Below are 21,487 nucleotides of genomic sequence, written 5' to 3'. Positions count from 1 at the left end.
GCAACTGTGAAACGAATCATCTTTTTAATCGTAATAAGCCTTGTTTTATTTACTTCACCAGGAAGGGCAGCAATACTTTCCGTATGTAATTTATGTGGCCACACATCTATCACTGCAGCTATAGAAAAAGCGGCTCCCGGTGATACAGTTCTCGTAAAAAAGGGCATTTATAAAGAAGGAAATATCATTCTCAATAAGCCTTTGGTGCTGATAGGAGAGGGCTTTCCTGTTGTTGATGGGGAAAATGATTCGGAAATATTTACCATCTCGGCAGACAATGTGGTGATTGCCGGCTTCCGGATCCAAAATGTAGGCACGAGCTATACTGTAGACAGGGCAGGAATAAATGTGATCAGAAGTAAGGGTGTGGTGATCAGGAATAACAGGCTGATCAATACCTTTTTTGGTGTTTATCTACAGAAATCATCTGATTGTATTGTGGAGGGAAATATTATGGAAGGACAGGCGGTAGAGGAGATGTCGTCAGGAAATGCCATTCATCTCTGGTATTGTAAAAACATTGAAGTGAAGAACAATACGGTAAAAAAACACCGTGACGGGATATATCTCGAATTTGTAGACAACAGCCTGGTCGAAAACAACATTAGCGAAGGAAACATACGCTATGGTCTGCATTTTATGTTCTCCAACCATGATGATTATATCGGAAATACTTTTCGCAATAATGGCGCTGGCGTGGCAGTGATGTTCTCCAGGTTCATCACTATGGATGATAACCTCTTTGATCACAACTGGGGCACTACCGCTTACGGTTTGCTGCTCAAAGAGATCTATGATGGGGAGATCAGCAACAACAGGTTTGAAAAAAATACTACAGCCATTTATGGCGAAAGCGCTACCAGAATGAAGATCCATAATAATACATTTAATCAAAATGGATGGGCTCTGCGTCTGCTTGGCAGTTGCATGGATAATACCATTACAGCCAATAATTTTTTAAATAATACCTTTGATGTCACTACTAACAGCATTAGGAACTATAACGACTATACCGGGAACTACTGGAATGAATATACCGGCTACGACCTTGACAAGGATGGCATAGGCGATGTTCCTCACCATCCGGTGAAGCTTTTTTCATATGTTGTGACACGTACAGAATCATCTATTATTTTATTACGCAGCCTGTTCATTGATATATTGAATTTTGCTGAGAAGGTGACCCCCGTATTTACTCCGGCAACACTGGTGGATGAAAAACCTTTAATGAAACCCGTTTTATGATTACGATAAATAAACTTGAAAAGTCTTTTAATAAAAACCACGTACTGAAGGGGGTTGACCTGGAAGTAAGGGGCTCCGGTATTTTTGCCATACTTGGTCCTAACGGTTCGGGCAAAACGACTATTATTAAAACCATTCTTGGTATGGTCATTCCTGATGGTGGCAGTATTGAGTTGGACGGGAAGAATATTAAAGGCAACTGGAGCTACCGGAACAGTATTGGTTATTTACCTCAGATCGCTCATTTTCCGGAAAATCTCACCGTAAAGGAGGTAATCAAAATGGTGAAAGACATTCGCGGTAAGCGAGGAGATGAACAACCGCTGGTGGAGCGGTTTGGGCTCCAGCCGTTTATGAGTAGCAGGCTGCGCAATTTATCAGGAGGAACACGCCAGAAAGTAAATATTGTGCTCTGTTTTATGTTTGATTCGAAGTATATCATTCTGGATGAGCCTACTGCCGGTTTGGATCCTGTCGCCATGATCACACTGAAAGAGCTGATCCATGAAGAAAAAAAGAATGGAAAAACCATTTTGCTGACCACGCACATTATGGAGTTGGTCGAGGAATTGGCTGATGAGATCGTTTTCCTTCTGGAAGGTAAAATATTTTTCAGGGGTACGCTACAGGATATGCAGGAAATGACAGGGGAGGCCAAGCTGGAACGATCAATTGCACGAATTTTATTGAGAAATAATCATGAGTCTAAAGAAGTTATAACCGTAAAAGCATGATCAAGATATTTAAATACAGTTTTTTCGACTTGATGAGAAGCAGGTGGAGCCTGATCTACTTCTTGTTTTTTGCCATTACGGCCGCAGCTCTGTTGTATTTAAGCAATGATGTGAGCAGGGCCATTATCAGCCTGATGAACATAATCATCATACTTTGTCCGCTGATAGGTACTATGTTTGGGGTGATGTACTACTACAATTCCCGCGAATTTGTAGAACTATTATTGGCACAGCCTATTAAAAGGAGATCTATTTTTCTTGGGCAGTACCTGGGGCTTACAGTATCTCTGCTGCTCAGTTTTGTGGCAGGTATGGGGTTGCCATTTATCTTTTATGGCATTTTGGCTTCGCCAGAGTTATCCAATTTCCTGGTATTGCTGCTCACGGGAGGTTTACTCACCTTCACCTTTGTTGCGTTGGCATTTTTGATAGCCGTTAAAAATGAAAACAAGATCAAAGGCTTCGGTTTTGCCATAGTAGTATGGCTGTTTATGGCCGTGCTGTATGATGGGTTATTTTTACTTTCACTCTTCATTTTCGAAGATTATCCCCTAGACAAATTTTCCCTGGCAATGACGGTTTTAAACCCAATAGACCTTTCTCGCATATTGATCATGCTACAACTTGATATCTCAGCGCTGCTGGGTTATACAGGAGCGGTGTTCAATAAATTTTTTGGTACCTCCCTCGGTTTTATTATCTCTTTGGCCTGCGCGCTGTTGTGGATTGTGGTACCGACTATTTCTATGGTAAGGGTGGCACGAAGGAAGGATTTTTGAGATAGATATGAGAGATGTGAGAGGGGCTTACTTCCGTGCTTTTTTCCAAAAATCGATTGCTCTCGCTCTCGCTCGTTTTAGCTCGTTCTAGTGCGGAAGTTACTTCCGTGCTTTTCTCAACGGAGGCACGGAAGTAACTTCCGCGCCAGTTGGTGCCACTTCCACCAGTTGGTACCGGTTGGTATAAAATACAGGTTTATTGCTTACTGTTAAAGCTTGCCGGCAGCACTGAGGTAACCTTTCTTTTCCGATTTTTTTTCCTGATATAAATCAGGTTTATCGCTAATCATCATCATGTTTCACCTGCCAGGGTGTAAGTACCTTCGCTGTTGATAATTAACTAAATAGCACGCTAACTTATGGAACTTGAAAAATTTAGCTATGACAATAAAGTCGTTAAGTATTTTATCATAGCTACAGTAGTTTTCGGAGTGGTTGGGATGTTAGTAGGACTAACAGCAGCCATTCAGCTTTTTTATCCAATTTTTAACTTTGATACTGCGTATACTACTTTCGGTCGTATTCGCCCACTTCACACCAATGCAGTGATTTTTGCATTTGTCGGTAACGCTATCTTCGCGGGGGTCTATTACTCGATGCAAAGACTGTTGAAAACCAGGATGTATTCTGATACATTAAGCTGGATCAACTTTTGGGGATGGCAATTGATCATTGTGGCAGCAGCTATTTCGCTACCACTGGGCTACACTACTTCCAAGGAGTATGCCGAGCTGGAGTGGCCAATCGATATTGCCATTACGATCATTTGGGTAGTATTTGGTATCAACATGATCGGTACAATCCTGAAAAGACGGGAGAAGCACATGTATGTTGCCATTTGGTTTTACATAGCTACTTTTGTAACAGTAGCGGTACTCCATGTGGTCAACTCTTTTGAAATGCCCGTGACCTTCATGAAAAGCTACAGTTGGTATGCGGGTGTGCAGGATGCTCTTGTTCAGTGGTGGTATGGCCACAACGCTGTGGCATTCTTTTTAACGACCCCGTTTCTTGGGTTGATGTACTACTACCTGCCTAAGGCGGCCAACAGACCGGTTTATTCATACAAGTTATCAATCATACACTTCTGGTCGCTGATATTTATTTACATCTGGGCCGGCCCTCACCATTTGCTGTACACGGCTTTGCCTGACTGGGCACAGTCGCTTGGCGTGGTGTTCTCAGTAATGCTTATAGCGCCAAGCTGGGGCGGTATGCTTAACGGATTGCTTACCCTTAGAGGTGCCTGGGATAAGGTGCGCGAAGATCCTGTTTTGAAATTTATGGTGGTGGCAGTTACCGCATACGGCATGGCTACATTTGAAGGCCCCATGCTTTCGCTGAAGAACGTGAATGCCATTGCACACTTTACCGATTGGATTGTAGCTCACGTGCATGTGGGAGGTTTGGGCTGGAATGGATTCCTCACTTTTGGTATGCTCTATTGGATGGTCCCACGAATGTGGAATACCAAATTATATTCAGTGAAGCTCGCCAATATGCATTTCTGGATAGGCACACTGGGCATTATCTTCTATGCATTGCCTTTATACGTAGCGGGCATCACCCAAAGTTTGATGTGGAAAGAATTTAATGCTGAAGGTTTTCTTGAGTACAAAAACTTCCTTGAAACGGTAGTGCAAATACTGCCTATGTATATGCTGAGGGCTATTGGTGGAGCGCTCTACCTTACAGGTGCTTTTATAATGACTTACAACCTTATCAAAACCGCTAAGAGTGGAAGTTTTGTAGCCAATGAAGCGGCAGAGGCTGCTCCTTTGGAAAAACAGAAAAAGCATGCAGATGGCCACTGGCATAGTGTATTGGAAAGAAAACCAGTATTGTTTACCGTGCTTACCACAGTTGCAATTGTTATCGGTGGTGTTATAGAAATGGTTCCTACATTCCTGATCAAGAGCAATGTGCCGACCATCAGCAGTGTGAAGCCATATACACCGCTGGAACTACACGGTCGTGACCTTTATGTGCGTGAGGGCTGTGTAAGCTGTCACTCTCAGATGATCAGGCCTTTCAGATCTGAAACCGAACGCTACGGTGAGTATTCCAAAGCCGGAGAATTCGTATACGACCACCCGTTTTTATGGGGTTCTAAGCGTACAGGTCCCGATCTGCACAGAATCGGAGGTAAGTATCCCGACAGTTGGCACTATTATCACATGTTAGATCCTGCTTCTGTTTCCGCAGGTTCTATTATGCCTCCTTACCCATGGCTTTTTGAAAGCGTAATTGACAAAACTGAGACAGCAGGCAAAATTCGCGCTATGCGGAAACTGGGGGTACCATATGCAGAGGGCTATGAAGAGATTGCCAATGACGTATTGGATGAACAGGCTGCGTTGATTGTTAGAAACCTGAAAGAGCAGGATGGAATAGAGGTATATCCTGAAACGGAAATAGTAGCCCTGATCGCATATCTGCAAAGATTGGGAACAGATATCAACGTTAAGACTGAATCACAAGATTCTGAATTAGAAGCATCTAAAAAGTAATACCATGTTTAAGCATTATTTCGAACAAATACACTCTGTGGAGATATGGCCGATTATTTCCCTGACCATTTTCTTCGTATTCTTTATATGCCTGGTCCTTTGGGTGATAAAGGCAGACCAGGGGTATATTAATAAAATGAAGCAGTTGCCGGTGGAAGACGAGGGAAAGGGATTATCTACTTTAAAAAATGAGAAATCATGATAAGAGTTAGTAAATATATAAAAGGCCTTGGCCTGATGGCATTGTTGCTGGCAGGTACAGACACTATGGCACAGTCCGAAGATTCATTGCTATCAGGACCTGTAACCTTCTATATTGTTATGGGCTTTGTGCTTGTCACGGCCTTGGTGGTACTTGCTGTGGCAGTTATTGTTCTTCAGTTGTTACGCACAATGGTAAAGCAGCAGGAAGAAGCTGCGGGCATAGTACATGCTGAGGAGAAGAAAAAGAACTGGTGGTCGAAATTCCTGACCAAAGCCAATGACGCAGTGCCGGTAGAACGGGAAGAGGAGGTTATGCTTGACCATAACTATGACGGCATCAGAGAACTGGATAATCACCTGCCACCATGGTGGAAGTGGTTATTCTATATTTCCATCGCCTGGTCAGTGGTTTACCTGGCGGCTTACCATGTATTCGATACCATGCCACTGCAGCTCGAGGAATATCAAACGGAAATAGCAGAGGCAGAGCAGGTGGCGCTGGCGCGTAAGGAGAAAACACCAGCGAGCAATATTGATGAAACCAATGTACAGCGGGTGACTGATCCTGATCGGCTGGCTGATGGCAAACAGGTATATATCAATAACTGTGCGGCTTGTCATAAAGAAGATGGCGGAGGTGGAATAGGTCCTAATCTGGCAGATGAGTACTGGCTGCATGGTGGAGACGTGAAAAGTATATTTGCCACTATTAAACATGGTATTCCGGAAAAAGGTATGATTTCTTGGGAGCCGCTGCTTTCTCCGAATCAGATGCAGAATGTTACCTCCTATATTATGAGCCTTGGCGGTACTAACCCTCCGAATGCCAAAGGGCCGCAGGGGGAATTGTACCAGCCACAAAATGACGAAGCAGATGAACCTGTATTAGAAGAAGCCAGTTTATAAAAAAGATTGAAGAGAAGATTTTGAGTAGAGAAAATAGGAGCTATGGAGAATCTGTATGAGTTTGATCAGGAGTTTAAGAATACCATTGCTACCGTAGATGAAAAAGGTAAGCGCGTTTGGGTATATCCCAAGAAGCCCTCGGGGAAGTATCACAAACTGCGGATAGCGGTGACTATAGTGTTATTGGCTATCCTTTTCGGTGGACCTTTTATCACAATTGACGGACGTCCGTTTCTATTGCTCAATATATTTGAGCGCAAGTTTGTTATCCTGGGGCAGGCATTTTGGCCCCAGGACTTTTTCCTGCTGGCACTGCTGCTGATCATCTTTTTCGTTTTTATCATCTTATTTACCGTAATCTTTGGCAGAGTATGGTGTGGTTGGGCTTGTCCGCAGACACTTTTTATGGAGATGGTATTCAGAAAAATAGAATATTGGATAGAAGGGGATGCCAATCAACAACGGAAGCTGGATAAGCAGTCGTGGGATTTTGAAAAGATCCGCAAAAAGGGATTTAAGCACTTTATTTTTATTGGTATTTCACTGCTGATCTCACACACGGTAATGGCTTACCTTATAGGTATTGATCAGGTGGTAGAGATCGTTAGTCAGCCACCCTCTGAGCACCTGGCCGGATTCATTGGGCTGATGTTTTTTACAGGCGTGTTTTACTGGGTATTTGCATGGTTTAGAGAGCAGGCTTGTGTGGCTGTGTGCCCCTATGGCCGGTTGCAGGGTGTGTTGCTTGATAAAAAATCAATAGCTGTTATGTACGACTGGCTGAGAGGAGAACCCAGAGGCAAATTAAAAAAAGGGACTGAACAGGAGTTGAAAGGTGATTGTATAGACTGTAAACTCTGTGTCCACGCTTGCCCTACGGGTATTGATATTAGAAATGGAACACAATTAGAATGTGTCAATTGTACAGCTTGCATTGACGCTTGCGATGATGTCATGCTAAAGATCAATAAACCAAAAGGATTGATCAGGTATGCTTCTCATGAGGCGATAGAGAAAGGTAAGCAGAAGTTGTTTACCCCACGCGTAGCTGCATATTCATTTGTACTCCTCTTTTTGATGAGCATTTTTATTTTTTCGCTGACTACCCGTTCAGATATTGAGACTACGGTGCTCAAAGTTCCCGGGCAGTTATATGAGAGAACTGAAGATGGTAAGATCACTAATCTTTACAATGTACAATTCGTCAACAAAACTTTTGAGGAAGTAAACCTGGAACTGAAAATAGAGGACGAGCCGGATGCAGTAATCTCCAAAGTGGGTAATGGAGAAGTGGTAGTGCCGGCCAATGGTCTTGCTGAGGGAGTATTTTTTATCAGCATACCGCATGAGAAAATTGGATCGGCAAAAATGAAGTTGACCATCGGTATTTACTCTAATGGACAATTAATAGAAAAAACAAAAACAAACTTCTTGGGACCGGTTTCCTTGAATTAGGGAACTGCAAGAATCATTAAGATAAACGAAATAATATGAACTGGGGAACAAAAATTGTTATTGTATTCGTCCTTTTCGCAGGCCTCATAGTTACTTTGGTGACTATAAGTATGAAGCAGGACGTTAGCCTGGTAGCCAAAGACTATTACGTACAGGAAATTGCCTATCAGGATCAGATAGAGCGTATTAAGAATTATAAGAAACTGGGCGCTGAACAACTGCGCATAACCTATGATGACTCCAGATCGGTGGTGGTGATAACAGCGCCTGGAAATCATAAAAGGGAAGGGGAGGTGCATTTTTTCAGGCCTTCCGATGCTTCGCTCGACAGCAAATACGCGCTAAAGCCCAATGGCGATGGTCATCAATATTTTGATGTTAAGAATTTCAAGAAGGGGCTGTGGAAGATCAAGATCAGTTGGCAGGAAAACGGCAGGGAGTACTACGAGGAAAAAACATTGGTGATCTAAAGCAATATGAACGGATTGTTTATCTCAGGTGTATTGACAGGCCTGCTGGGTAGCCTACATTGCGCCACCATGTGCGGGCCACTGGCTATGACGGTATATAGCAAAAGCACTCTTGCCCGGCAACTGATCTACAATGGGGGCCGGTTGAGTACCTACGTTATGTTAGGGCTGTTGTTTGGATCACTTGGGCAGGGACTGGCTATATTTGGTATGCAGCGGGTATTGTCAGTAGCCATGGGTGTATTCGTAATTCTCCTGGCTTTATTTCCGCGATACCAGCATAAACTACTGCAGTCTGCGTGGCATCAAAAAATTATTACTCCACTCCGAAACCTGTTAAGAGGTCTGGCGGCCGGCAAGAATAGCTTCAGTATTTTTCTTATTGGATTTCTCAACGGACTCTTGCCATGTGGCCTGGTTTATATGGCTTTATCCCTTGCCACTGCGTCAGGCAGTATCAATAGTGCTGCATTGGTCATGCTGGGGTTTGGCCTGGGAACAACACCCATGATGATGGCGTTTGCCCGTCTGTCAGGCCTGTTGAAATTTAAACGACCGTTTGCCTATCAGTATATAATTCCTTCCGTAGCCATTTTGATGGGAGCTTTATTAATAGTAAGAGGCATGGCGCTTGATATTCCATACCTGAGCCCTGCCATGGCTGCCGTAGGTTTCGATTGGGGTATGACCACTTGTAATCCTTAACATCAGGACGCTTTCGAATTCTAAGTGAACAAATAACAAAGCTTAAATAACGTGAGTACAATGTAGTAGAGCCGGTTAAATTGTATTCGTATCTAAAATATCGAACTCACGTTAAATTATTTATGAAGGCCTTCCGGAAAGCAGGGAATTACCCCGTATTCTCCGGATGGCCTTTTTTCTCTCGGTTAACCTGCAAAGTTATTCTTTGACAAATTTTCTGGTCACGTGCTGATCCCCTGAAGTAAATCTTACAAAGTAGGTTCCGGGAGCCAGCTTAGATACATCTATTTGATCATAAGTACCCTGATCCTTTATATCTGTTACCAACAAACCATACATTGAGAATATCCGGATATGATCAATGGACTGCTCTTTCAACCGGATATTCAATGTGCCTTTAGTAGGGTTAGGGTAGATTTGGAACAGGTCTGTTTCATCACCTGCCAGCGCATGCGTTCTCAACTGAGCAGTCTGACCTTCAACGCAGAATTCCGTTGATTCTGAGCTGCCGAAGTTGCCACCTGTTGCAATTGTTCCCTGAGCGCTGGATAGTGTATATGAGCCATTTCCATAGCCACAACAGATACCATCACCATAGCTGTCATTGATGGTGAAAGTATAGGTGTCAGGCGCCAGTCCGCTAAACGTTCGGGTAACGGTAGAACCGTCAGGGTTGGCAGTAGAGTAGCTTTCAGAGTCAACGGTAGTACCTGCTGAGTTCTTTAGCGTCCAGGAAGTTTCCTGCGGGTAATTGTCAAGCGTTATGCTCAGTTCCACATCTCCGGAAACGCAATCTGTACCCGTATCGCCTGTGGTCAGAGTCACATTGTCAACAGCTACATCAGCCTGCCATGTGCCGCCTGTTACTCTGTTGAAACGAAGCTGTACACTACCGCCTACATAAGCCGCCAGGTCTATATTCACGTTTTTCCAACTGTTACCCTGGTTGCCTGTCTGGCTCCATATGCTTGTCCATGACTGGCCATTATCAGCGCTGGCTTCCAGTGCAAGACTACCCATATTGGAGGAACCATACATATGGTATTTGAAGTTAAAAGAGGCTTCTGTAACACCACCCAGATCAAAACATGGCGAAGTAATAATAGCGCGTTTGTTAGGATACCCGCTTCCGGAGGCTTCTACGTAAATGTAGTATGATCCTTGTGCTGCACTTGAAGGGCCCGTTCCACTGGAGGGGGTACCATTGGCATCTACAGTCCAGTTCACATCATCGTCAGTGGATTGTGTCCACGCTCCAATGGTGTTTTCAAAACCTTCATTATAAGGATAAGCACTGATACCTCCTGTACAGCCCGCAAGGTCCAGGGTAGTGATATTAACACTGTTACTCATGCCTGATTCGTTATTGGCGGCATCACGCGCACTAACGGTGAAAGTATAGCTGGTTTGTGGTGATAATCCGGTTACGGTATGGCTGGAGCCGCTTACGGTAGTTAGTAAAGTACCCCCGCGATAAATGTTATACCCGGTTACCCCTACATTATCGCTTGAGGCATTCCAGCTAAGGTTAACAGCAGTAGCAGTTACGTTGGAAGCAGTCAGACCGGTAGGTGTTGTTGGCGCTTCTGTGTCCGGTACACCCGTACCCAGTTTAAATGCTGCTACATGACTTCTTCTTATATTGGTGCCCTTAAAATACTCACCGATGTGCCAGAATGTAAGGTCATCCAGGGGATCCACAGTCATTTGTGCATAATCACCATAACGTCCGTCACCCCGGTTTTCTTCTGAATCCCCATTTACAACTACCTGCTCTCCCAGCGGCATTGTTCCGAGAGGATCTGTAGCCAGACGGCCAGTGTAACGCAGCGAAGTATAGACTGTACTGCTAACAATGGTATAACCCAGGCCAATATTACCTTCACTATCCATGGCAATACTTCCGCTATATGCGCTGTGACCGTCAGGTTGCAGGTAAGTTCCCTCCTGGTAAATGGTCCATGGGTCGCCATCACTGTTTTGCCGCAATTCATACCAGCGAATACCAGCCCTGGTGTCATTTCCACTTACATCTACTACAAAGTTGAGTACCACGGAGTTGTGCGTGACGAACCGTCTGTAGTTGGTCATGAACATCATGACCGCCTGCAAGGCATCCAGGTCGGGGCCATTGCCAGGCTCGTCAAGGTTTTGGAATGAGCCACCGTCAAACACACCATCAAAAGGTGCTGTGTTGAGTACCTGTGGAGACGAAATCGTTGAGTTGGACGGTGTTGTCCAGTCTACGCTGGTGGTCCATATTTTCAGATGATCCTGAGAAACACCGGACCAGGAGTCGTCCTGCATGTAAATAACCGAATGCCCGACACCCAGCGGAGGAAGCGCTGTACCTGTAGCATTAAAACCTCCCGGGCTATAAAATCCACTGGTCCTTATACCTGGTAGCGGGAAGCCGATCATCCGGGCTGAAGCACCTGTAAGCATCTTATCCCTCTCCAGCGCAAATACCACCTCGCTGGTTGAAGCGCTGTTTTGATCTTTGTTAGCCGTGATATAATATCCGTCACTCCAGATAGACATCTTTTCATAGTCAGGGAAAGTGCCGGTGTTGAAGCGATAGGTATACCAGCCGTCATTCACCGGATCAGGACCCTGGCATACTGCTACCAGGATGCCGTTAGGAGAGTTGCTGAACTCCATGACAATAAACCTGTCTGCAAAATTATCATACATCACCACGGGGTCACCCAGCGTTTCACCGGGAAATAGTGTGCCAAGTGAGGCTTCGGGCGCCAGCACATTGCCGGAGCGGTCAAGGATGCCAAAGCCCGAATTAAAAGCATAGACATAATGATTAGGTCCTATGGCTCCTGTAGGGTCATTGAGCACAGTGCCGATGTGGGCATCAAAGGAGGCTACAGGTGCTGCCAGTAGCGTTTCAGATGCCGTTCTCTGAACACTTCTTTGTCTTGCCGCCAAAGGATCTTCTCCGATGGGGAGACCTTTGCCAGGTACAAACGTGTTGGTCCCACGTCTCTTGGGTGGCGCTATGTGCTCCTCACCTTGCGCAGCAATGATATTATCCATAGAAGATAGTGCTGGTATCTCACGGACATACGTACTGCTGACATGGTAAGTAGCGTGCTGAACTTGCTGGTCTTGCTGTTGGGTTTGTTGTGCGCGTACGCCATAACACATGACGAATACGGCACAAAAACAAAGTAATTTTGTTTTCATGATGTTAGGTTTTTAGGTTGTAAATGGTTTAAAACTAGGTGCGCCCAAATTAATCACTAAATGCAATTCGATTGCATGAAAAGGATCAGGTTATAGTACATGAGTGACTTTCTCTTTATACTAAGCTGTCATTTGAATAGATTTTTATTGAATATTATTGTTTGGAATTGATCTGAACTGAAAATCGCCAATTTCAGAATAGATTACATCAATATTGTCTCGAAGAAAATTATTCAAACAGATTCTCAAGCACCCAAAGGAATTAATCCGGGCATTTTTCCGTCTAAAATGCTATATTGAATACAATGTTCGGAGGCACCAAGGGAGAGATATATACATCTTTGAAGCAGTTATTTATGCATAGTTCCCTCTCCCGATATGCAATGTATGAAATAGGGATAGGATGACGGTTATAGCTTTAATGGCATTGATATTGAATAGATAAATTTAACCAACTAAAAACCAATTGTTATGAAAAAATTTAAAATCAATGAGATCAAAGTCAAAAGTTTTGTCACAGCGCTGAATGCTCATGTCAGCGAAACTGTGAAAGTACAAGGAGGAGCTACCCAAATCTTGTGCACGCCTCCCCAAAGTGCCGGTCCGGGTATCCTTACCCACTGCTGTGCCGATACTGCGTACCGGTGTGAAAGTTAATAAATAGTAATGCAAAGGGGAGTAGCGAACTCCTCTTTGCATTTACATTTACAGCCGGAAAAGCAACACTAGTGTGACGATCACTAAATTCATGGACTATTTTCACCCTCCTTTCTCCATAATACCGCGTTAAAATTTGGAACCCCAATTTGGCATTCTGCACACTGGAAGTTTCAATGTAATGTTAGTATCATCAACCAGTCATTATATCTGCCTTTTACATCTTTATCTCTCATAGATTTAGAAATTTACCTTTGGATTATAATAATTAAAAGAAAAGTTTTAAATTTGTGGCTTCCAATGATCTGCCTGTGAGAAGAATTTACACTTTGCTAGTTCTAATACTTTCTGTTTCAGTAGCAACAGCACAAGAAGAAAGCGATAGCCTGAAAACAGAAACGAAAACAGACACACTAAAAAGTCAGGCAAAGGAGGTGGTGCTGGATTCCCTGGGGTCTCGTGCGGGCACGGTAGTGGATAGCACTATTGTGGATGAGGCGAAAGCTATTGTTAACCAGGCAGCAAAGGATTCTCTCAACAATTATGTTGACATTCCTGATGTGGCATTGGATTCAACGCTCGATGACCGGGCAAAATCAGCCGCAAAGACACGGGTAAGATCTGAAATTGAAAATGAGGTGGGCGTGAAACTACCGGATGTTGCCCTGGACTCCACCGCTAGTGATCAGCTTAAATCAGAAGCTAAAAGCAGGACCAGGGCCATGGCTGAAGAAAAGCTCGGAACCGATATCCCTGACGTAACTATTGACTCCACTACTACCCGTCAGGTAAAAGATGAAGCTGTGAAACGTGGCGAAGAAATGCTGAAAGACACGGAGGAGTTTAAAGCGATCAACGATCTGCCAAAGGACTCGGAACTAGGGCAACTTGACGACTATAAAAACAAACTGGAGCAAACCCAAGAAGAACTCAGACAGGCCGCAGCAAAACAGGAGCTGAAGAAAAAAATGGCCTCACATGCCAGGGAATATATCTCTCAGAATGCTGACAAGATACAGCAGGTACAATCTCAAATGGGCGAACTAAAGAAAAAGTACTCCTACATGCCCAACAGCAATGACCTGAGCAGTGCAGTGAAAAGAACCTCGTTAAAAGGAGAGTCATTCTGGAAGCGCCTTGTACTTGGTGGTAACTTCAACATCAGTAAAACCAACCCGCTAAGCATTGATCTGTCACCTGTTGTAGGATATAAGGTCAATAAGCTGTTTGAGGTGGGCATAACTGGCGCTTATAGAACCAAATTCAGGGCGGATAAGTATGGCGTAAACCAGCAGATCAATGACGAGGTATACGGCTATAGTGCTTTTGCTAATCATATGGCCTTTAAAAACTTTTTCGGTTACCTGGAAGGGGAGAGAATGCGCACTTCGAACCTGAATAGTGAGCTTCCTGAGAGAACATGGAAACAAACACTGCTTATTGGGGTGGGCAGAAAATTCAACGTTGCCAAATGGTTGGAAATGCAGGCGATGGTGCTATTCAATGTGCTCCACGACAATCAAGATGGCCTTTATAATAGCCCGGTGGTATTCAAAACAGGTGTCAGGTTGAGGAAGTAGTTGCTTTTCTGAAAAGCCCTCTACAGGTGTATCCCGAACAATATATACCAGGACAATGCTGCACAATGTAACCGAGCAGTGCAGGTAATGGTACTATTACAGCACATCATAGAGAAAATATTAAAGCGATTTACTCTTTTTTATATGCAGATTGGCACTAACGGATTAGCTGTAACTCATGCCATGAAACAAAATAATCACCTATGACATCCGGATACAGGAATTAGGTTGGAATAGCACATTAGACAGGACAGTTAGATATGGGTAATTCTTTAATGATGTTGTTGAGTTGGAAAAAAGGTGTAATAATCAAGGAAATCTTACTTCACCGGCCCGAATTTTGCCAAATGGCTAAACCCCGATCGTTAATGGCCTGCTTCTCGTCCTTGCACGCTTTCTGATAAGCCTTTTCAATTTTTTTGAGATTTACTATTTCTAATTTCAAACTAATCCTTAATTTGTCTTTTACATTAATAGCAACCTACAACATTTAACCTTTATGAGTTATATCAGTGATATCTGGCGAAAATTGTCACGTGTTGGTGTAGAGGAGGATATGGACTTTCAACTACAGCATAGAGTAATTCTTTCGAACCGTTTGGGAGTGATCATTGGCGCCATGATCATTATTTTTATGATCATTTTTTCTTTTCGTGAGAATGGCAACTATCTGTTATTCTCAATTATCCTGGCTGTAACTCTGGGAATCATTGCCCTTAATAAATTCAAACTTCATAGCATTTCGCGGCTGATGGTCAGCCTCATACCTGCTATTGGCATACTTTGGCTGAATATCAGCATTAAGTTCGATCATCCTGAAAATATTGAACTTGTCCACTACATTTCTCCAAGAATGGTGATAGTGAGCAGCCTGGTCTTGCCTTTCACTCTATTTGCCACCAGAGAGAAAATAATGCTGATCATTGGGGTGATTTTTATCATGGCCGTTTCAATCTTTTACGATACTATCCATACTTCCCTTGGCATCAATCATAAGCAACTTGGCATAGAAAGCCTCCATTACGATGTAGTTTATGAAGATATGTTCATAATCATGGTGGTGTTACTTTGTGCAATGGTGTTTTTATTTAACCTTAATCACCAGTATGAAAAAAAGAACGCCCGGCTGTTTGAGGAAGCTCACGCAAAAAATGAAGAGGCAGCGAAAAATGAGGAGGAGCTGAAAAAGACGCTAAAAGAAATAGAGGTGGCCCGTGCTGAAGACGAAAAACGAAACTGGGCTACGACAGGTCTGGCGGAAATAGCAGGTTTGCTCCAGTCAAAAATTGACAGGGAAGAGTTATACGACCGCCTTATTTCTAAACTAGTAAATTATACTAAGGTTAATCAGGGCGGACTTTATATTATAAATGATGAGGACCCGGACGCCATGACTATTGATCTGGTGGCTGCGTATGCCTATAGCCGTAAAAAGCATATTGAAAGTAGCTATGAAGTAGGGCAGGGGCTGATCGGTCAGACATACCTTGAAGGAGAAACCTGTTATTTGAAAGATGTACCCCAGGATTATATTGCTATCACTTCCGGCCTGGGTGAGGCTACACCTTCTCATGTATTGATCGTACCATTGAAAATAAATGAAAAGATAGAAGGAATACTTGAGTTGGCATCCTTTAAGGAATTTGAACCTTATCACATAAACTTTTTGGAAAAGGCAGGAGAGTCTATCGCTTCTTCCATCTCTACTAACAAAGTAACCTCCAGAACGGAGACACTGCTCAGTTCCTCTCAGCAAATGACGGAGGAGATGCGTGCTCAGGAAGAAGAGATGCGTCAGAATATGGAGGAACTTTCAGCTACCCAGGAGGAAATGGCGAGGAAGGAAAAAGAATATATAGCCCGCATCGAGGAACTTGAAGGCCAATTGATAGCGCTGCAAAAACAGTAACAAAAGTTTAAAGGCATTCCGAAAAGAATATTTATACGGAGATCTTGACTTGCTATTTAAAATTATATTTGCCTCCTACATTTGATGCCATGATAAAACCTGTAACACTATTAACCATCTGTTGCTTGCTGTGGGCATGTAACGATGACGAAGCACCGGCACCAGTCACTTTTAATAAAAAAGTTGAGTTTATACTTCAAACAGACATTGATTATAACCACTCTTCATATGCCGAATTGGAAATATCTGTTTATCTGGCTGTTTCTAGAAATCTGTACAATGGGGGAGGTGAAATAGTTTGGGATACACTGATATCTGAGCTTGCCGCACATGAATTTGAACTCATCAATGGTTATGAAAAAGAAGTGCTTATAAAGGATGTTGAGGTAGATAACCAATCGATCTCTTACAGCAGGAACATATTGTATAATAACAATGGTAGTGAAACATTTAGTGCCAAAACAAGCTATCTGGGCCGTATGGATTTAGAGCATGTGGAAATAGTGCATTTCTGAGTTTCCCAATGTGTATATAATTTACCGTGAGTTCGATATGGTAGAACCGATTAAATTGTATTCTTATAACAAAACAGGCCTAAAAACTGACTGCCCTTTATTTCCAACGGCTACAACCCTGTCCCGATCTACTACGCCTACTACCGGGATTTGTAATGATTAAGGATAACCAGTTATGCTCATTGCATTCGGATAAATTGTTGGATAAGGTGTGTCCGGGTGAAAGGTAAAACAAAAGAATTATCTTCGACCCGGAAGAAGAATTTCAGGCTTGTACCTACGCTATACACTAAGCGTCAGGCTCTATGCCCTCAAGGCTTCTCTTTGCTCGGCAACCCTTTCGCTAGAGATATATTCATCATAGGTCATGAGTTTATCCATAAAGCCATTAGGCGTCAGCTCCACAATCCTGTTGGCAACGGTTTGTGTGAATTCATGATCGTGTGAGGTAAACAAGACCGTTCCGGGAAAATCTTTAAGGGCATTGTTAAAAGCAGTGATAGATTCAAGATCCAGGTGGTTTGTTGGCTCATCAAGTATGAGCAGGTTCGCCCCTGATAACATCATTCGTGAGATCATACATCTTACTTTCTCACCTCCTGAAAGTACATTACATTTCTTTAATGTTTCCTCTCCTGAGAATAGCATCTTGCCCAAAAAGCCACGAATGAATATTTCATCCTTTTCCTCATCGGAAAATTGTCTTAACCAGTCGATCAGGTTATCATTACTCTTGAAAAACTTTTCATTATCGTTAGGCAGGTAGGTGTTTGTGATCGTCTGGCCAAATTTGAAGGATCCCGAATCTGCTTTTTCCTCGCCCATCAGGATCTGAAACAGTGAAGTGACAGCCAGGCTATCTTTGCTTATGAAAGCAATCTTATCCCCTTTATTCACAAACAGATCAAGGTTTTTGATCAGTGTTTTTCCATCTGCTGACTTATTGAGTTTTTCGATCTGTAATATCTGGTCTCCCGCATCCCGCTTTTGATTAAAGATAATGGCGGGATAGCGCCTGTTCGAAGGCTGGATGTCATCAATGTTAATCTTCTCCAGTAGCTTTCTTCTGCTGGTAGCCTGCTTTGATTTGGAAGCATTGGCGCTAAATCTTGCGATGAACTCCTGCAGCTCTTTTTTCTTTTCTTCGGCCTTCTTATTGGCTGCGGACCTTTGGCTCAGCGCTAGCTGACTTGACTGATACCAGAAAGAATAGTTGCCCGTATATAATTTGATAGCCCCGAAATCGATATCCGCTATATGGGTGCATACCGTATCTAAAAAGTGACGATCGTGCGAAACAACAATAACGGTGTTCTTAAAATCAAGAAGGAAATCTTCCAGCCAGCTTACAGTATGGATATCCAGGTCGTTGGTAGGCTCATCCAGGATCAGTATATCAGGATTGCCAAACAGCGCCTGGGATAGTAAAACCCGTACCTTCTGGCTACCGTTAAGCTCTTTCATCAATTTGTAGTGATCAGCCTCATCGATACCTAGCCCACTGAGCAAGGCTGCAGCATCTGACTCTGCGTTCCATCCATCCATCTCTGCGAACTCTGCCTCTAGTTCCGAGGCTCTGATACCATCTTCTTCCGAGAAATCGGGCTTGGCATATATGGCGTCTTTTTCCTGCATAATTGCCCAAAGCTTGGTATGGCCGCGCATTACAGTGTCAATTACTGTAAATTCATCAAATTCAAAGTGGTTTTGCTTTAAAACCGCCATCCGCTTGCCCGGCTCTATAGATATATGGCCCGAAGTGGGCGTAATATCTCCTCCCAATATTTTCAGGAAAGTGGATTTACCCGCCCCGTTGGCGCCTATTACGCCATAACAGTTGCCCTGACTGAATTTGATGTTAACCTCGTCAAAAAGAACCCTTTTGCCGTATTGTAAAGAAACATTATTAGCTGCGATCATACCTTCTCCGATTTTCAGGGTGCAAAGTTACTTGAAATAATGATCAGTTCACAGTTTACCCTCCAAGTTTTCAGTTTCTCCACCAAAGACATTAAATATTATCAATCGGCAGTAGACATGTAGAGTCTGAGTATTTGGTCGTGAGTATTGAGTAGAATGCCGATTTACTTAGCCTATAAGGACTAATAAAGCTTTCCTCGCAAAGGAAGTAACCTAAACGAAGCCGGGAGTCTGAAGACCGAAGTCGGAAGCACGGATAGCTGCAAGCTTTGAGTTTCAAGCTGTGTGCAAAATATCAATCGTCAAACCAGTAAAAGCAACATTGCAAGAAACCAGAAACTAGCAACCTGCTACAAGTACCAGCCACCAGCAGCCAAACATGCAGTTTATCTACAATTTCAGCAGTTCGTCTGTTAATATGACGCTTTAACGGTATAAACTTCCCAGTTATAAACGATCGTTATATCTTAGTATCAATTAAAGCCAACTATAGACAACAAAAAACTCCCTGAGGGCAAGGCCTTCGGGGATTTTTTTTAACTGATCTCAAAGCGCTATCTGCACCCTTACCTTCTTCTTTTTTAGTTTCTGATTATTGACTTTCTTTAGCAACTCATTCACTCTTGTTCGTTTCACAGCAGCATAAGAGAAATTATCCTTTACCTCGATAAGTCCCAACTCTTCTTTATCTAATTTTCCTTTTTTTAGGAACAAACCCACAATGTCTACTTTGTTGATCTTGTCTTTTTTGCCTCCACTGATGTATAATGTCTCCCATTCCGGCTGAGCGGGGAGATGCGCATCCTGCGGAACTTGTATATCTATCGTTTTACCCTGGATATAATCCGGTTGGTCATCATTTTCTGTAATGATCAGGTAAGCTGTACCTGAGGCATTCATCCTGGCCGTTCTTCCGTTTCGGTGAATGAATGCGTCTTCCTTTTGCGGCAACTGATAGTGAATGATGTGCGAAATACCGGGTATGTCCAGCCCTCGTGAAGCGAGGTCTGTTGTTATCAACACATGGTGACTCCCATTTCTAAATTTCAACAAAGCACGCTCACGTTCTTCCTGTTCCATTCCTCCATGAAATACTTCATGTACGATCCCCCGTTCGAATAATAGCTCACTGATCCGGTCTACAGCTTCTCGGTGATTGCAGAATACAAGCATGGGTTCAGTCCCGATATGGCAGATCAGAGCGAAAAGTGTTTCAAGCTTCTCGGCAGAAGTAGTTGAGACGGTAACCAGTTCTAATAGAGCAGAACTATGGTCCATAGTATAGTTAAGCACCTGAAGGTTTGATGTTCCCACAAAAGGGGGTATCCTGGTCATGTTGGTGGCCGAGGTGAGAATTCGACTATTTAATGCCGGTAGCTGACGAACGATAAAAGTCATATCATCTTCAAAGCCAAACTCCAATGACTTGTCGAATTCATCGAGAACAAGAATACGTACACCGGTGGCTGAAAAGCTTTTTCTTTTCAGATGATCTGCAATACGTCCTGGTGTGCCAATCAGTACTGCCGGAGGGTGCATTAGGTTGTTCATCTCCGTTTTCATGCTATGCCCACCGTAGCAGCAGTTTACTTTAAAGCCGGTATTCATCGTTTTAAAAACATGCTCTAGTTGCAGCGCCAACTCACGAGAGGGAACCAGTACCAACGCCTGAACTTCATTTTGTTCCAGATCAAGTTGACCGATCAGAGGAAGGAAAAATGCCAGGGTCTTACCTGTGCCGGTAGGTGCCAGTAGCAACATATCCTGTCCGGAGTCGTACCTTTCCAGCGACTCTTTTTGCATGTTATTGAGATCGGTAATATTTAGGGGGGTGAGAAATCTTTTGAGATCAGGATGTGTTAGCATGATGCAAAGGTAATAAATCTGAAATCAGAAAAGAGGAAATGCCATAATGTGTTACCTGGTTAATTCATTTTAGGCATGTTTATTGAACATAAGCACATTATGAGTACAGCAAGAAAGATATCACAGGCAAAATATATCGAGCAGGAGGACCTGGAGCAATTTGCGAACAAGAAGGTGATCCCTGAAATCCTTCGAAAGGAAATACTGACAGCGCTGTCGTATTATCCTATGTTGAAGGACACGACCATTACATTTGCTTTTAAGGAAAGCTTCAGGAAGCACTTTATGCAGGCCCAGCCTGTGATAAGTACCATGTTCAGAAGACGTGAGGAGCGGGAGTATATCATTTTGATGAATAAGTATTTCGAAATTGAAGATGAACGAATATTTATTGATTCAATGCCGGTTGACGTACTGGTAGGTTGGATCGGCCATGAATTGGGCCATATTGTCGACTACACACACCGGGGTTTCTTTTCACTGATCAAATTTGGTATCGGCTATCTGATCAGCAAATCGTTTATTATCGGGGCTGAGCGCGTTGCTGATACCTATGCCATTCATCAAGGCCTTGCAGGGCACCTTATCCAGACAAAAAACTACATTTTGAATCATACACATCTGCCAGATCGTTTCAAGAGCAAAATAAGAAGGCTATATATGCCTCCCGAGGAAGTAATGATGTTGGTTGAAAAAGCTCATAAATAGCTAGTGGGTAGAATGCTAATTTCCCAAACTAATTTTCTTCCTATTTTCCTTTTTTCTGCGTTAATTTTTTTCGTTAAACTCTAAACTCTAAACTGGAAACTCTAAACTGGAAACTCTAAACTGGAA

The 21,487-nt window shown here is 43.2% G+C and carries 17 protein-coding genes; 14 read left to right on the top strand and 3 right to left on the bottom strand.

The genetic code is table 11. From position 1 onward, the window contains the following. Positions 1-6 precede the first annotated feature (6 nt). The 9 genes from C900_RS14470 to C900_RS14430 all read left to right on the top strand — a co-directional run bounded on the left by C900_RS14470 (position 7) and on the right by C900_RS14430 (position 9,008). Entirely contained in the window at positions 7-1,245 is a 1,239-nt protein-coding gene (locus tag C900_RS14470) for a nitrous oxide reductase family maturation protein NosD (RefSeq protein WP_009580735.1), read from the top strand. Continuing rightward, positions 1,242-1,979, top strand: a complete 738-nt coding sequence (locus C900_RS14465) for an ABC transporter ATP-binding protein (protein WP_009580734.1) — start codon at positions 1,242-1,244, stop codon at positions 1,977-1,979. Before C900_RS14470 ends, C900_RS14465 begins: the two co-directional genes overlap by 4 nt. After that, the gene (locus C900_RS14460; RefSeq protein ID WP_009580733.1) at positions 1,976-2,758 is read left to right on the top strand and encodes an ABC transporter permease; all 783 of its coding nucleotides are present in this window, start codon (positions 1,976-1,978) and stop codon (positions 2,756-2,758) included. Before C900_RS14465 ends, C900_RS14460 begins: the two co-directional genes overlap by 4 nt. A gap of 359 nt (positions 2,759-3,117) precedes the next feature. Further along, positions 3,118-5,268, top strand: a complete 2,151-nt coding sequence (gene ccoN, locus C900_RS14455; RefSeq protein ID WP_009580732.1) for a cytochrome-c oxidase, cbb3-type subunit I — start codon at positions 3,118-3,120, stop codon at positions 5,266-5,268. A gap of 4 nt (positions 5,269-5,272) precedes the next feature. Next, positions 5,273-5,470: a hypothetical protein gene (locus C900_RS14450; protein WP_040496834.1), complete on the top strand. Its 198-nt coding sequence runs from the start codon at positions 5,273-5,275 to the stop codon at positions 5,468-5,470. After that, a complete protein-coding gene (locus tag C900_RS14445) occupies positions 5,467-6,378 on the top strand; it encodes a cbb3-type cytochrome c oxidase N-terminal domain-containing protein (RefSeq protein ID WP_009580730.1) in 912 nt (303 codons plus the stop codon). The genes C900_RS14450 and C900_RS14445 overlap by 4 nt, the downstream gene beginning before the upstream one ends. Positions 6,379-6,420: 42 nt before the next feature. Then, the gene (gene ccoG / locus C900_RS14440) at positions 6,421-7,833 is read left to right on the top strand and encodes a cytochrome c oxidase accessory protein CcoG (protein ID WP_009580729.1); all 1,413 of its coding nucleotides are present in this window, start codon (positions 6,421-6,423) and stop codon (positions 7,831-7,833) included. Between the two features lie 35 nt (positions 7,834-7,868). After that, positions 7,869-8,303, top strand: coding sequence for a FixH family protein (locus C900_RS14435; RefSeq protein WP_009580728.1), 435 nt, complete (start codon positions 7,869-7,871; stop codon positions 8,301-8,303). A 6-nt stretch (positions 8,304-8,309) separates the two neighbouring features. Further along, positions 8,310-9,008 carry a sulfite exporter TauE/SafE family protein gene (locus tag C900_RS14430; RefSeq protein ID WP_009580727.1) on the top strand — a complete coding sequence of 233 codons (699 nt, stop codon included), beginning with the start codon at positions 8,310-8,312 and terminating at the stop codon, positions 9,006-9,008. 198 nt (positions 9,009-9,206) lie between these two features. Here the strand turns inward: C900_RS14430 and C900_RS14425 are convergent, their stop codons facing one another. Next, a complete protein-coding gene (locus C900_RS14425; protein ID WP_040496833.1) occupies positions 9,207-12,206 on the bottom strand; it encodes a T9SS-dependent choice-of-anchor J family protein in 3,000 nt (999 codons plus the stop codon). A 471-nt stretch (positions 12,207-12,677) separates the two neighbouring features. Between C900_RS14425 and C900_RS14420 the strand changes: the two genes are divergently transcribed. The 4 genes from C900_RS14420 to C900_RS14405 all read left to right on the top strand — a co-directional run bounded on the left by C900_RS14420 (position 12,678) and on the right by C900_RS14405 (position 16,867). Beyond that, positions 12,678-12,863 carry a pinensin family lanthipeptide gene (locus C900_RS14420; protein WP_040496832.1) on the top strand — a complete coding sequence of 62 codons (186 nt, stop codon included), beginning with the start codon at positions 12,678-12,680 and terminating at the stop codon, positions 12,861-12,863. 329 nt (positions 12,864-13,192) lie between these two features. Then, positions 13,193-14,443: a hypothetical protein gene (locus tag C900_RS14415; protein ID WP_157494035.1), complete on the top strand. Its 1,251-nt coding sequence runs from the start codon at positions 13,193-13,195 to the stop codon at positions 14,441-14,443. Positions 14,444-14,942: 499 nt separating this feature from the next. Then, on the top strand, positions 14,943-16,352 hold the full coding sequence (locus C900_RS28495) for a GAF domain-containing protein (protein WP_009580722.1): 1,410 nt from the start codon (positions 14,943-14,945) through the stop codon (positions 16,350-16,352). A gap of 89 nt (positions 16,353-16,441) precedes the next feature. Next, positions 16,442-16,867: a hypothetical protein gene (locus tag C900_RS14405; protein WP_040496831.1), complete on the top strand. Its 426-nt coding sequence runs from the start codon at positions 16,442-16,444 to the stop codon at positions 16,865-16,867. 303 nt (positions 16,868-17,170) lie between these two features. Here C900_RS14405 and C900_RS14400 read toward each other — a convergent pair whose 3' ends face one another. Further along, positions 17,171-18,787, bottom strand: coding sequence for an ABC-F family ATP-binding cassette domain-containing protein (locus C900_RS14400; protein WP_009580719.1), 1,617 nt, complete (start codon positions 18,785-18,787; stop codon positions 17,171-17,173). 546 nt (positions 18,788-19,333) lie between these two features. After that, complete coding sequence (locus C900_RS14395) at positions 19,334-20,653, bottom strand: DEAD/DEAH box helicase (protein ID WP_009580718.1); 1,320 nt, start codon at positions 20,651-20,653, stop codon at positions 19,334-19,336. A gap of 99 nt (positions 20,654-20,752) precedes the next feature. Here C900_RS14395 and C900_RS14390 point away from each other — a divergent pair, with 99 nt between their 5' ends. After that, positions 20,753-21,361 (top strand): hypothetical protein, encoded by a 609-nt coding sequence (locus C900_RS14390; RefSeq protein ID WP_009580717.1) that lies wholly within the window; start codon positions 20,753-20,755, stop codon positions 21,359-21,361. Positions 21,362-21,487 lie beyond the last annotated feature (126 nt).

The sequence above is a fragment of the Fulvivirga imtechensis AK7 genome, assembly GCF_000331535.1.
Classification (GTDB): domain Bacteria; phylum Bacteroidota; class Bacteroidia; order Cytophagales; family Cyclobacteriaceae; genus Fulvivirga; species Fulvivirga imtechensis.
This window is presented reverse-complemented; position numbering and strand designations above follow the sequence as displayed.

Bases quoted from the DNA above. Each gene is read 5' to 3' on its own strand.
- ccoG (WP_009580729.1), top strand. From the start codon at position 6,421: ATGGAGAATCTGTATGAGTTTGATCAGGAGTTTAAGAATACCATTGCT.
- C900_RS14405 (WP_040496831.1), top strand. From the start codon at position 16,442: ATGATAAAACCTGTAACACTATTAACCATCTGTTGCTTGCTGTGGGCA.
- C900_RS14400 (WP_009580719.1), bottom strand. From the start codon at position 18,787: ATGATCGCAGCTAATAATGTTTCTTTACAATACGGCAAAAGGGTTCTT.
- C900_RS14430 (WP_009580727.1), top strand. From the start codon at position 8,310: ATGAACGGATTGTTTATCTCAGGTGTATTGACAGGCCTGCTGGGTAGC.
- C900_RS14445 (WP_009580730.1), top strand. From the start codon at position 5,467: ATGATAAGAGTTAGTAAATATATAAAAGGCCTTGGCCTGATGGCATTG.
- C900_RS14425 (WP_040496833.1), bottom strand. From the start codon at position 12,206: ATGAAAACAAAATTACTTTGTTTTTGTGCCGTATTCGTCATGTGTTAT.
- C900_RS14390 (WP_009580717.1), top strand. From the start codon at position 20,753: ATGAGTACAGCAAGAAAGATATCACAGGCAAAATATATCGAGCAGGAG.
- ccoN (WP_009580732.1), top strand. From the start codon at position 3,118: ATGGAACTTGAAAAATTTAGCTATGACAATAAAGTCGTTAAGTATTTT.
- C900_RS14420 (WP_040496832.1), top strand. From the start codon at position 12,678: ATGAAAAAATTTAAAATCAATGAGATCAAAGTCAAAAGTTTTGTCACA.
- C900_RS14460 (WP_009580733.1), top strand. From the start codon at position 1,976: ATGATCAAGATATTTAAATACAGTTTTTTCGACTTGATGAGAAGCAGG.
- C900_RS14395 (WP_009580718.1), bottom strand. From the start codon at position 20,653: ATGCTAACACATCCTGATCTCAAAAGATTTCTCACCCCCCTAAATATT.
- C900_RS14435 (WP_009580728.1), top strand. From the start codon at position 7,869: ATGAACTGGGGAACAAAAATTGTTATTGTATTCGTCCTTTTCGCAGGC.
- C900_RS14465 (WP_009580734.1), top strand. From the start codon at position 1,242: ATGATTACGATAAATAAACTTGAAAAGTCTTTTAATAAAAACCACGTA.
- C900_RS28495 (WP_009580722.1), top strand. From the start codon at position 14,943: ATGAGTTATATCAGTGATATCTGGCGAAAATTGTCACGTGTTGGTGTA.
- C900_RS14450 (WP_040496834.1), top strand. From the start codon at position 5,273: ATGTTTAAGCATTATTTCGAACAAATACACTCTGTGGAGATATGGCCG.